This is a genomic window from Pseudomonas sp. 2hn, from assembly GCF_019646095.1.
GTDB classification, from domain to species: Bacteria; Pseudomonadota; Gammaproteobacteria; order Pseudomonadales; family Pseudomonadaceae; genus Aquipseudomonas; species Aquipseudomonas peradeniyensis.
In genome coordinates this window covers 3,032,852-3,043,526 of the sequence record NZ_CP081016.1, presented here as the reverse complement: position 1 = coordinate 3,043,526, position 10,675 = coordinate 3,032,852, and the positions used below count along the sequence as shown (strand labels likewise).

At 66.5% G+C, this 10,675-nt stretch carries 9 protein-coding genes and 1 pseudogene; all 10 read right to left on the bottom strand.

From position 1 onward, the window contains the following. Positions 1 to 58 precede the first annotated feature (58 nt). Complete coding sequence (gene paaZ / locus K2O50_RS13670; RefSeq protein WP_050705726.1) at positions 59 to 2,107, bottom strand: phenylacetic acid degradation bifunctional protein PaaZ; 2,049 nt, start codon at positions 2,105 to 2,107, stop codon at positions 59 to 61. Positions 2,108 to 2,132: 25 nt separating this feature from the next. Next, positions 2,133 to 3,365, bottom strand: coding sequence for an OprD family porin (locus K2O50_RS13665; protein ID WP_050705727.1), 1,233 nt, complete (start codon positions 3,363 to 3,365; stop codon positions 2,133 to 2,135). 35 nt (positions 3,366 to 3,400) lie between these two features. Beyond that, positions 3,401 to 4,969: pseudogene (locus K2O50_RS13660) on the bottom strand (cation acetate symporter); the annotation flags it as partial. Further along, the gene (locus tag K2O50_RS13655) at positions 4,960 to 5,268 is read right to left on the bottom strand and encodes a DUF485 domain-containing protein (RefSeq protein WP_028688889.1); all 309 of its coding nucleotides are present in this window, start codon (positions 5,266 to 5,268) and stop codon (positions 4,960 to 4,962) included. The pseudogene K2O50_RS13660 and the gene K2O50_RS13655, both read right to left, overlap by 10 nt. 132 nt (positions 5,269 to 5,400) lie before the next feature. Continuing rightward, entirely contained in the window at positions 5,401 to 6,477 is a 1,077-nt protein-coding gene (gene paaE, locus K2O50_RS13650; protein WP_050705729.1) for a 1,2-phenylacetyl-CoA epoxidase subunit PaaE, read from the bottom strand. 15 nt (positions 6,478 to 6,492) lie between these two features. After that, positions 6,493 to 7,017: a 1,2-phenylacetyl-CoA epoxidase subunit PaaD gene (gene paaD / locus K2O50_RS13645; RefSeq protein ID WP_050705730.1), complete on the bottom strand. Its 525-nt coding sequence runs from the start codon at positions 7,015 to 7,017 to the stop codon at positions 6,493 to 6,495. Then, a complete protein-coding gene (gene paaC, locus K2O50_RS13640; protein ID WP_050705731.1) occupies positions 7,004 to 7,762 on the bottom strand; it encodes a 1,2-phenylacetyl-CoA epoxidase subunit PaaC in 759 nt (252 codons plus the stop codon). The genes paaD and paaC overlap by 14 nt, the downstream gene beginning before the upstream one ends. 8 nt (positions 7,763 to 7,770) lie before the next feature. Further along, positions 7,771 to 8,052 (bottom strand): 1,2-phenylacetyl-CoA epoxidase subunit PaaB, encoded by a 282-nt coding sequence (gene paaB, locus K2O50_RS13635; protein ID WP_011533969.1) that lies wholly within the window; start codon positions 8,050 to 8,052, stop codon positions 7,771 to 7,773. A 28-nt stretch (positions 8,053 to 8,080) separates the two neighbouring features. Next, positions 8,081 to 9,070 carry a 1,2-phenylacetyl-CoA epoxidase subunit PaaA gene (gene paaA / locus K2O50_RS13630; RefSeq protein ID WP_050705732.1) on the bottom strand — a complete coding sequence of 330 codons (990 nt, stop codon included), beginning with the start codon at positions 9,068 to 9,070 and terminating at the stop codon, positions 8,081 to 8,083. A gap of 274 nt (positions 9,071 to 9,344) precedes the next feature. Beyond that, a complete protein-coding gene (gene paaK / locus K2O50_RS13625) occupies positions 9,345 to 10,664 on the bottom strand; it encodes a phenylacetate--CoA ligase PaaK (protein ID WP_050705733.1) in 1,320 nt (439 codons plus the stop codon). Positions 10,665 to 10,675: the final 11 nt, after the last annotated feature.

The window sequence follows — 10,675 nt, the reverse complement described above, 5'->3', positions numbered from 1 at the left end:
GTGTTTGCCGGCGGGATTGCAGCGCTCTCGATCTCGAGAGTGCTGCAGGCTATCGCCACTAGCGCTTGAGCACCAATGTCAGGATGTCATAGCTGGCCACCAGCTCACCGAGCTGGTTGGTCACCTCCACATCCCAGGCCACCACCCCTTGCGCCTGTCCCTGCGGGCTGGTCTTGCCCTGGTCGATCTTGCGCTTGCAGGTCAAGCGCGCCTGGATGGTGTCGCCGATCCCCACCGGGGTGATGAAGCGCAGCGTGTCCAGGCCATAGTTGGCCAGCACGGGCCCTTCGCCAGGAGAAACAAACAACCCGGCCGCCGCCGACAGCACGAAATAGCCATGGGCGATGCGCTTGCCGAACTGTGACTGCTTCGCCGCGATTTCGTCGAAGTGCATGTAGAAATGATCGCCCGACAGGCAGCCGAAATTGACCAGGTCGGCTTCGGTCACGGTGCGGCGGTGGGTCAGCAGCGATTCGCCGATGCGCAGGTCGTCGAAATGGCGGCGGAACGGGTGCACCTCGGTCTCGATCACCTCGGCGCCGCGCACGTATTCACCGGTCACCGCCATCAGCATGCTTGGCGAGCCTTGCACGGCGGCACGTTGCAGGTAGTGCTTGACCGCACGCAGGCCGCCCAGCTCCTCGCCGCCGCCCGCACGGCCGGGGCCACCATGCTTGAGCTGCGGCAATGGCGAGCCATGGCCGGTGGATTCCTTGGCCGCCTCGCTGTCGAGCACCAGCAGCCGCCCGTGCCAGGCCGCCGCCACCGGGATGGCCTTGGCCGCCACCGCGCGGTCGGCAGTCACCAGCGATGCCACCAGGCTGCCCTTGCCGCGGGCGGCCAGGGCCAGGGCCTCGTCAAGGTCGTCGTAGGCCATCAGCGTGCTGACCGGGCCGAACGCCTCGATGTCATGGGCGCCGCCCTCGGCATGTGGGTCGCGGGCCAACAGCAGGGTCGGGGCGAAGAACGCGCCCTCGGCCACGCCATCCCCGACTGGTGTGAAACCGTCACTGGCGCCCAGCAGCTGGTCGCAGCTGTCCAGCAACTGGCGCACGCGCTCGCCGACATCGCGCTGCTGATCGTGGGAGGCCAGCGCGCCCATGCGCACGCCTTCGACCGCAGGATCGCCCACCACCACCTTGCGCAGGCGTTCGCGCAGGCGGGTGGCCACCGCGTCGAGGTGCCTGGCCGGGACGATGGCGCGGCGGATCGCCGTGCATTTCTGCCCGGCCTTGGTGGTCATCTCCCGCGCCACTTCCTTGATGTACAGCTCGAACTCCTCGCTGTCGGGGCTGACGTCCGGGCCGAGAATGGCGCAGTTAAGCGAGTCGGCCTCGGCGGTGAAGGGCACCGAATGGCGGATCAGGTTCGGGGTCACGCGCAGCTTGGCCGCCGTGTCGGCGGAGCCGGTGAAGGTCACCACGTCCTGACCCTGCAGGCGGTCGAGCAGATCGCCGGTGCTGCCGATCACCAGTTGCAGGCTGCCGGCCGGCAGCAGGCCCGATTCATTCATCAGGCGCACCACGGCTTCGGTCAGGTAGCTGGTGGCGGTAGCGGGCTTGACGATGCACGGCATGCCGGCGAGGAAGGTCGGGGCGAACTTCTCCAGCATGCCCCAGATCGGGAAGTTGAAGGCGTTGATATGCACGGCCACGCCCTTGCGCGGCACCAGGATATGGCTGCCGGCGAAATGGCCTTGCTTGCCCAACGGGATCGCCGGCCCTTCATGCACCAGGTTGCCCGACGGCAGTTCGCGCCGGCCCATGCTGGAATAGGCGAACAGCGTGGCGTTGCCGCCCTCGATGTCGATCCAGCTGTCGGCGCGGGTGGCGCCGGAGTGGTGGGACAGGGCGTAGAGCTGCTCCTTGCGCTCGGCCAGGTACAGCGCCAGGGCCTTGAGCCGGGCGGCGCGCTGCTGGAAATCCATGGCCAGCAGTTGCTTGAGGCCCTGGGCCCTGGCGAAATCCACGGCCTCGGCGAAGTCCGGGCGCTCTTCGTGGCTGTAGGCCAGGACGTGGCCGTCGAGGGCGCTGCGCAGGGCCTGGGCGCCGTGCTGGCCGATCCAGCGGCCGGCGATGAAGCTCTGCAGGGTAGGGGCGGCGGACATGCTGTTCTCCTTTGAAGGGGCGCGGTTACCAGAGCGCCACGGTGTAGCCGATGATCAGGCGGTTCTCGTCCACGGCGTTGGTCAGGCCATTGCCGGAACGGAAGGTGACATTGCGCCAGCGCAGGCTGACGTCCTTGAACGGGCCGCTCTGGATGACGTAGGTGATGTCGGTGTCGCGCTCGCGCTCGCGGCCATTGCTGAGCGTGGCGGTTTCGGCGTGGCGGCCGTCGGTGTAGCGGGTCATGAAACTCAACCCGGGAATGCCCATCGAGACGAAGTCGTAGTCGTAGCGCAGTTGCCAGGAGTCGAGCCCGGCGCGGGTGAAGGTGTTGTAGGTGACCAGGTTGACGGTGTACGGATCGCCGCCATTGAGGAACGGGAAGGCGCTGTCGCCGGACATCTGCTGCCAGGTGGCGGTGAACTTGTGGGCCTTCACGCCCAGGGTGAACATGGCGTTGAAGTTGCGGTTGTCGATGCGCCCGGCACGCTCGGCGCCGTCGCCGCGGCTGTCGAAGTAGCGCAGGTCGCTGCGCAGGCTGACGCCTTCGGCCAGGGGCTGGGTGTGCAGCAAGCCCACGTACTGCTGGCGGTAGATGTCTTCGAGCTTGGCGTAGTAGTAGCTGACGCTGGTCTGCGGGGTGATGGCGTAGCTGCCGCCGCCGAAGTCGAAGTGGTCGCTGCTGGCGGCGCCGTAGCCGATGTCGTCGCGCCCGGAGGAGTCGCGCAGGTTGGCCTTGGTCAGGCGGCCGCCGTTGAAGGTGAGGCCGTCCAGCTCCTGGCTGGTCAGCAGGCCGCCCTGGAAGGTCGAGGCCAGCAGGCGGGTGTCGTTGTACACCACCACCGGCAAAATCGGCTGCAAGGTGCCCAGGCGCAGGGTGCTCTTGGACACCCTCAGTTTGCCGGTCAGGCCCAGTTCGCTGTAGTCGTCCACCGGCTCCAGGCTGCGTGGCCCGTAGGGCAGCAGGCCGGTGTTGCGCCGGTCGCGGCTGGAATCGAGCTTGATGCCCAGTTGGCCCATGGCGTCCACCCCGACACCGACCGGCCCGTCGGTGAAACCCGACTCGAAGCGCGCGGTGAAGCCCTGGCCCCATTCCTCGGCCTTGCTCTGCGGGGCGTTGCCCTGGCGGAAGTCTCGGTTGATGTAGTGGTTGCGCAGTTCGAGGCGTGCGTGGCTGTCAGCAATAAAGTCCGCCATGGCCGGCAAGGGCAGGGCGAGGGTGGCCAGCCAGGCGGCTGACGTGAGGTGCGTGCGGTTCATTGTTGTTGTACCCGACATTGTTATTGTTCTTGAAGTCAGTGCTTGCTGGCGCCAGCGGCGCCGATACCGGTCATCGAGCGGATGAACTGGGCCAGATAGCGACCACGTTCATCGCGCGCCCGTTCCGAGCCGTCGGTGACCGAGAAGGCCCAGGCGGCGAGGAAGGCCAGCGACATGGAGAACAGCGCCGGGTTGCTGTAGGGGAACAGCGCCCGCTCGTTGTGCAGCACGTTGACCCACACCGCCGGGCCCAGCACCACCAGGACGATCGCCGAGACCAACCCGGCCAGGCTGCCGCCCACCGCGCCGCGGGTGGTCAGGCCTTTCCAGAACATCGAGAGCAGCAGCACCGGGAAGTTGACCGAGGCGGCCACCGCCAGCACCAGGCCGGAAAGGAAGGCGATGTTCTGCGACTCGAACAGCAACCCCAGCAGTACCGCGAACAGGCCGATCCCCAGGGTGGCCAGGCGCGAGACGCGCATCTCTTGCTGCTCGCTGGCCTGGCCCTTGCGCACCACGCAGGCGTACAGGTCGTGGGACACCGCCGAGGCGCCGGACAGCGCCAGGCCCGCGACAACGGCGAGGATGGTGGCGAAGGCCACCGCCGAGATGAAGCCGAGGAACAGGTTGCCGCCCACGGCCTGGGCCAGGTGCACCGCGACCATGTTACCGCCGCCGATGATCGCCCCGCTGGCGTCGCGGTAGGACGGCTCGGTGCCGACCATGACGATGGCGCCGAAGCCGATGACGATCAGCAGCAGGTAGAAGTAGCCGATGAAACCGGTGGCGTAGAACACGCTCTTGCGCGCTTCCTTGGCGTCGCTGACGGTGAAGAAACGCATGAGGATATGCGGCAGGCCGGCCGTGCCGAACATCATGCCCAGGCCCAGGGAGATGGCGTCCACCGGGTTGGACAGCAGCGCCCCCGGCGCCATGATCGCCTGACCCTTGGCATGCACGGCCACGGCACTGGCGAACATCGCCTCGGTGCTGAAATCGAAGTGCCTGAGCACCATGAAGGCCATGAAGGTGGTGCCCGACAGCAGCATCACCGCCTTGATGATCTGCACCCAGGTGGTGGCGAGCATGCCGCCGAAGGTGACGTACAGCACCATCAGCACGCCCACCAGCATAACCGCGTACAGGTAGCTGATGCCGAACAGCAGTTCGATCAGCTTGCCGGCGCCGACCATCTGCGCCACCAGGTACATCAATGCCACGGCCAGGGTGCCGAAGGCCGAGGTCAGGCGCACCGGGGCCTGGGCCAGGCGGTAGGAAACCACGTCGGCGAAGGTGTACTTGCCCAGGTTGCGCAGGCGCTCGGCGATCAGGAACAGGATGATCGGCCAGCCGGCCAGCACGCCCAGGGCGTAGAGCAGGCCGTCGTAGCCGTTCATGAACATCATCGCCGAGATGCCGAGGAAGGACGCGGCGCTGATCATGTCACCGGCGATCGCCAGGCCGTTCTGCATGCCGGTCAGGCCGCCGCCGGCGGTGTAGAAGTCGCTGGCCGAACGGGTGCGCAGGGCGGCCCAGCGGGTCACCAGCAGGGTGAAACAGACGAACACCAGGAACATCGAGATGGCGGTCCAGTTCATCGCGCGCACTCCTGCTTGACCACTTCGTTGAGCGGGTCGATGACGCGGTTGGCGCGGTGCATGTAGACGCCGGTGAGGGCGAAGGACAGCAGCACCATCAGCACGCCCACCAGCATGCCGACGCTGGTCACCCCGCCGCTGAGGGACTGGCCGAGCACGCCGGGGGCGAAGGCCACCAGCAGGACGAAGCCGTAGTAGGCGACGAGCATGGTCAGGGTCAGCGAGCCGTTGAGACGGCGCTTGCGCTGGATCAGTTGCACGAAGGCGGGGTGCTTGCTGATGGATTCGAGGTGTTCGGGTGTCATGGGGGCGTTCTCTCTGGCTGTTGTAATTGTTTTTTCAGGTCACGCGGGTGTTGCTTTGGGAGATCGCGGGGCAAGCCCGCTCCCACGGGTTTCAGCTGCCTTCGTGGGAGCGGGCTTGCCCCGCGATGGGGTTCAAAGCTGATCGAAATCGAGCACCACCTTGTCGCTCAGCGGGTAGGTCTGGCACGACAGCACATACCCGGCCGCCACTTCGTAGTCCTCCAGGGCATGGTTGCTGTCCATCTCCACCTCGCCCTCGATCACCTTGCACTTGCAGGTCGAGCACACCCCGGCCTTGCACGACCAGGGCAGCTCTGCGCCGATGGCGTTGCCGGCCTCGAGCACGCTGCGGGTGTTGCGCGGCAGGTCGAAGGCCAGGGCGCGGCCGTCGCTGATCACGGTCACGTGGCTGACCGCCGAATCCACCTGGCGCGCCGCCTCGCGGGCTTCGCGACGGGCCTCGCCACCGGCGGCGGCGAACAGCTCGAAGTGGATGCGCTCCCTGGCCAGGCCGTTGGCCTGCAGGCTGTCGCGTACGGTCTCGGTCATCGCCTGCGGGCCGCAGATGAACGCCGCATCGAGTGACTGCACGTCGAGCCAGCGGGCGAACAGCTGGCCGCACTTGTCGGCGTCGATGCGGCCGTTGTACAGGTCGACGTCCTGCTGCTCGCGGCTGAACACGAAGATCAGGTTGAGGCGGTCGAGGTACTGGTTCTTCAGGTCTTCCAGACGATCGCGGAACAGCGCGCTGTTGCTGGCGCGGTTGCCGTACAGCAAGGTGAAGCGGCTGTGGGGCTCGCAGGCCAAGGTCGTGGCGACCAGCGACAGGATCGGGGTGATGCCGCTGCCGGCGGCCACGCCCAGGTAATGACCCCGGCGCGCCGGGTCCAGCGGCACGAAGAAGCTGCCCGACGGCGGCATCACCTCCAACTGCTGGCCGGCCTTGAGCACTTCGTTGGCGAAGGCCGAGAAACGACCGCCCGGCACGCGTTTGACCGCCACGCGCAATTCGCCGTCCTGCACCGCGCTGCAGATCGAGTAGGAGCGGCGCACCTCTTCGTCATCCAGTCGGGTGCGCATGACCAGGTACTGGCCCTGGGTGAAACGGAACTCATCGCGCAGGTGCGCGGGCACGTCGAAGGCGATGGACACCGCGTCGCGGGTCTCCTGGCGCACTTGCCGGACGGTCAGGCTGTGAAACTGGCTCATGGCGTTCTCCACGGCTCAAAGGCATTTGAAATAGTCGAACGGTTCCAGGCACGCACGGCAGCGGTACAGGGCCTTGCAGGCGGTGGAGCCGAACTGGCTGAGCAGTTCGGTATCGCGGCTTGCGCATTGCGGGCAGCACACCGTGGGCGGGGCCCCGCGCATGCTGGCACTGCCGGCGGGCGGTGCGATGCCGTAGGCGCGCAGGCGCTCGCGGCCCTGGTCGCTGATCCAGTCGGTGCTCCAGGCCGGAGTAAGCCTGCGCTCCAGCGCGGGCTCGGCGAACCCGGCCTGTTCCAGGGCCTGGCGGATATCGCCCTCGATCACCTCGGTGGCCGGACAACCGGAGTAGGTCGGGGTGACCACCAGATGCAGGTGGCCGGCGCGCCAGTCGAGGTCGCGGACGACACCCAAGTCGACCACGCTGACCACCGGCACCTCCGGGTCCATCACCTCGGCCAGCACCGCCCAGGCCTGGGCCAGGTCGCCGTCGCGCAGGGCGCGGGCGCCGCGGTCACCCGCGATCAGCTCACCAGGTCGCATCGGGGTAGGCTCGCGGCAAGAACTGCATCTCGGCCAGCAGCAGGCCCAGGTGCTCGGTGTGCAGGCCCTTGCGTCCGTCCAGGTAGAAGTGGCTGGCGGCGTTGGGCAGCGGCAGCTCGACCGAGGCGAAGATTACCTCCACAGCGGCGTGCCAGCGCTGGGCGACCTGCGTCGGGTCGGCGGCAATGCCAGCCCGGGCCAGCTGTACTTCGCTGTCGCTGGCGACCGTCAGCTCGACGGTGAAGCGCCACAGCATCGCAATGGCCTCGAGCATGCGTCGGCGGCTTTCCTCGGTGCCGCCACCCAGGCGCTGCACCCACTCGCCGGAGCGGCGCAGGTGGTAGGTCACCTCCTTCAGGGCCTTGGCGGCGATGCCGGCGATACGCTCATCGTCCGAGGCACTCAAGCCATCGAGCATGGCGTGGTGCCAGGCGTCGTAGAGGAACTGCTTGAGCATCGTCACGGCATAGTCGCCGTTGGGCTGCTCGACCAGTAGCAGGTTGCGGTAGGCGCGCTCGTCGCGACGGAAGGCCAGGGCGTCGGCATCGCGGCCGTCGTCCTGCAATTCGGCGGCATAGTCCAGCCAGTTGCGGGCCTGGCCGACCAGGTCGAGGCCGACGTTCATCAGCGCCAGTTCTTCCTCCAGCGCCGGGGCCTTGCCGCACCACTCACACAGGCGCTGGCCCTGGACCAGGGCGCTGTCGCCGAGCAGCAGCAGGTATTGAATCAGTGCTTGCTTGTGCATGGCGCGCCTCACATGTGTCCGACTTCGGCCGGCAGCTCGTAGAAGCTGGCGTGGCGGTAGACCTTGTCATCGGCCGGGGCGAACAGCGGGTCCTTCTCGTCGGGGGAGGAGGCGGTGATCAGCGCCGAGGGCACCACCCACAGGCTTACTCCCTCGCTGCGGCGGGTGTAAAGCTCGCGGGCGTTCTCGATGGCCATGGCGGCGTCGGCGGCGTGCACGCTGCCAACGTGCTTGTGGTTCAGGCCGTGCTTGCTGCGCACGAAGACTTCGAACAGGGTCCAGACAGACATTGGGGGTATCTCCGCATCATTCGCCGCTTCAGGCGGCGTTCTTGTTCTGTTGCTTGCGGGCATAGGCCACGGCGGCCTCGCGCACCCAGGCACCGCTTTCGATGGCGTTGCGCCGGGTGGCCAGGCGTTCCTGGTTGCACGGGCCGTTGCCCTTGAGCACTTCGTAGAACTCGTCCCACTGGATCTCGCCGAAGTCGTAGTGGCCGCGGGCCTCGTTCCACTTGAGCGCCGGATCCGGCGCGGTGCAGCCGAGCAGTTCGAGCTGGGGCACGGTCTGGTCGATGAAGCGCTGGCGCAGTTCGTCGTTGGTCTGGCGCTTGATCTTCCAGGCCATGGACTGGGCGCTGTTGGGCGAGTGCTCGTCGCTGGGGCCGAACATCATCAGCGCCGGCCACCACAGGCGGTCGATGGCATCCTGGACCATGTCCTTCTGCGCCTGGGTGCCGTGGCGCATCATGGTCAGCAGCAGTTCGTAGCCCTGGCGCTGGTGGAAGCTCTCTTCCTTGCAGATGCGGATCATGGCGCGGGAGTAGGGGCCGTAGGAGGTGCGCTGCAGCACCACCTGGTTGACGATCGCCGCGCCGTCCACCAGCCAGCCCACCGCACCCATGTCGGCCCAGCTCAGGGTCGGGTAGTTGAAGATGCTCGAGTACTTGGCCTTGCCACTGTGCAGCTTGGCGATCTCTTCGTCGCGGTCGGCGCCGAGAGTTTCCATGGCGCTGTACAGGTACAGGCCATGACCGGCTTCGTCCTGGATCTTGGCCATCAGTTGCAGCTTGCGCTTGAGCGACGGGGCGCGGGTAACCCAGTTGCCTTCCGGGAGCATGCCGACGATTTCCGAGTGGGCGTGCTGGGAGATCTGGCGGATCAGGGTCTGGCGGTAGGCCTCGGGCATCCAGTTCTTGGCTTCGATCTTGATTTCGGCGTCGATCTTCTCCTGGAAGGCGCGCTCTTCGGGCGACATCTCCTCCAGGGACTTGAGGCGCTTGACGCCGGTTTCTACGAGCTGTGCGTACATGTTCGGGCTCCCGGTTGTGGGCTGCTTGGGGCGTGGTTCATTTATAAGCGATACAAAACACAACATCAAACAGTATTTGATGTATCGGATATGAATTGTGTATCACATTGGGCTGCTGCGCAGCCCTTTCGCGGCGCAAGGCCGCTCCTACAGGGATTCGTGTTCCCCTGTAGGAGCGGCCTTGTGCCGCGAAAGGGGCGCAGAGCGCCCCCGGCTTTCTAAAGGCCAAAAAAAGCCCCGGACTATGCCGAGGCTCCCTTCTAAGCGCTTGCCGTCAGCCAGCCAGCCGCTTGTCATACACATGACAAGCCTTGCCCTCCGAACGCTTCAACGTGCCGCAAGGCTGCAACTGGATCTGCGTACTGATACCGATATAGGTCTTGATCTGCCGCGCCAGTTCGCCCACCACCTGCTTGCGCTGCCCCTCGTCGAGGTACTGGCTGTCGCTGCGCAGTTCCACATGCACCTCGACGCTGTCGAGGTTGCCATTGCGATACAGATGAATCTCATACAGCTCTGAAAGCTGTTTAATCTTCAGCACCTGTTCCTCGATCTGCGTCGGGAACACATTGACCCCGCGGATGATCAGCATGTCGTCGCTGCGCCCGGTAATCTTGCCAATGCGCCGCATTGGCCGCGCCGTGCCGGGCAGCAGGCGGGTCAGGTCACGGGTGCGGTAGCGCACCATCGGCAATGCCTCCTTGCTCAACGAGGTGAACACCAGCTCGCCAAGCTGGCCGTCCGGCAGCACGTCGCCGCTGACCGGGTCGATGATCTCGGGATAGAAGTGGTCCTCCCAGATGGTCGGGCCGTCCTTGGTCTCGAGGCATTCCATGGCCACGCCTGGGCCCATGATTTCCGACAGCCCGTAGATGTCCAGCGCATCGATGCCCAGGCGCTGCTCGATGGAGCGGCGCAGTTCGTCGGTCCAGGGTTCGGCGCCGAAGATGCCCAGGCGCAGCTTGAGGTCGTGCGGGTCGATGCCCTGGCGCTCGATCTCGTCGGCCAGGTTGAGCATGTACGAGGGCGTGACCATGATGATGTCTGGCTGGAAGTCGCGGATCAGTTGCACCTGCTTCTCGGTCTGGCCGCCGGACATGGGAATCACCGTGCAGCCCAGGCGCTCGGCGCCGTAATGCGCGCCCAGGCCGCCGGTGAACAGGCCGTAGCCGTAGGACACGTGCACCTTGTCGCCACGGCGCCCGCCGGCGGCGCGGATCGAGCGCGCCACCACGTTGGCCCAGGTGTCGATGTCGTTCTGGGTGTAGCCGACCACCGTCGGCTTGCCGGTGGTGCCGCTGGAGGCGTGCAGGCGCACCACCTGGTCCTGGGGCACGGCGAACATGCCGTAGGGGTAGTTGTCGCGCAGGTCGTTCTTGCCGGTGAAGGGGAACTTCGCCAGGTCGTCCAGCGACTTCAGGTCATCGGGGTGGGCGCCGCACGCATCGAAGCGCTGGCGATAGAGCGGCACGTTGGCGTAGGCGTGGTTCAGGCTCCAGCGCAGGCGTTCCAGCTGGTGCTGGCGCAGCGCGTCGAGGCTGGCGGTTTCCATCGGGTCGAGCAGGGCGCGGTCGGCATCGTGGTAGAGATTCATGGTTTCACTCG

Coding starts and splice junctions, on each gene's coding strand:
- paaZ (WP_050705726.1), bottom strand. CDS start 2,107: ATGTCCGCCGCCCCTACCCTGCAGAGCTTCATCGCCGGCCGCTGGATC.
- K2O50_RS13665 (WP_050705727.1), bottom strand. CDS start 3,365: ATGAACCGCACGCACCTCACGTCAGCCGCCTGGCTGGCCACCCTCGCC.
- K2O50_RS13655 (WP_028688889.1), bottom strand. CDS start 5,268: ATGACACCCGAACACCTCGAATCCATCAGCAAGCACCCCGCCTTCGTG.
- paaE (WP_050705729.1), bottom strand. CDS start 6,477: ATGAGCCAGTTTCACAGCCTGACCGTCCGGCAAGTGCGCCAGGAGACC.
- paaD (WP_050705730.1), bottom strand. CDS start 7,017: ATGCGACCTGGTGAGCTGATCGCGGGTGACCGCGGCGCCCGCGCCCTG.
- paaC (WP_050705731.1), bottom strand. CDS start 7,762: ATGCACAAGCAAGCACTGATTCAATACCTGCTGCTGCTCGGCGACAGC.
- paaB (WP_011533969.1), bottom strand. CDS start 8,052: ATGTCTGTCTGGACCCTGTTCGAAGTCTTCGTGCGCAGCAAGCACGGC.
- paaA (WP_050705732.1), bottom strand. CDS start 9,070: ATGTACGCACAGCTCGTAGAAACCGGCGTCAAGCGCCTCAAGTCCCTG.
- paaK (WP_050705733.1), bottom strand. CDS start 10,664: ATGAATCTCTACCACGATGCCGACCGCGCCCTGCTCGACCCGATGGAA.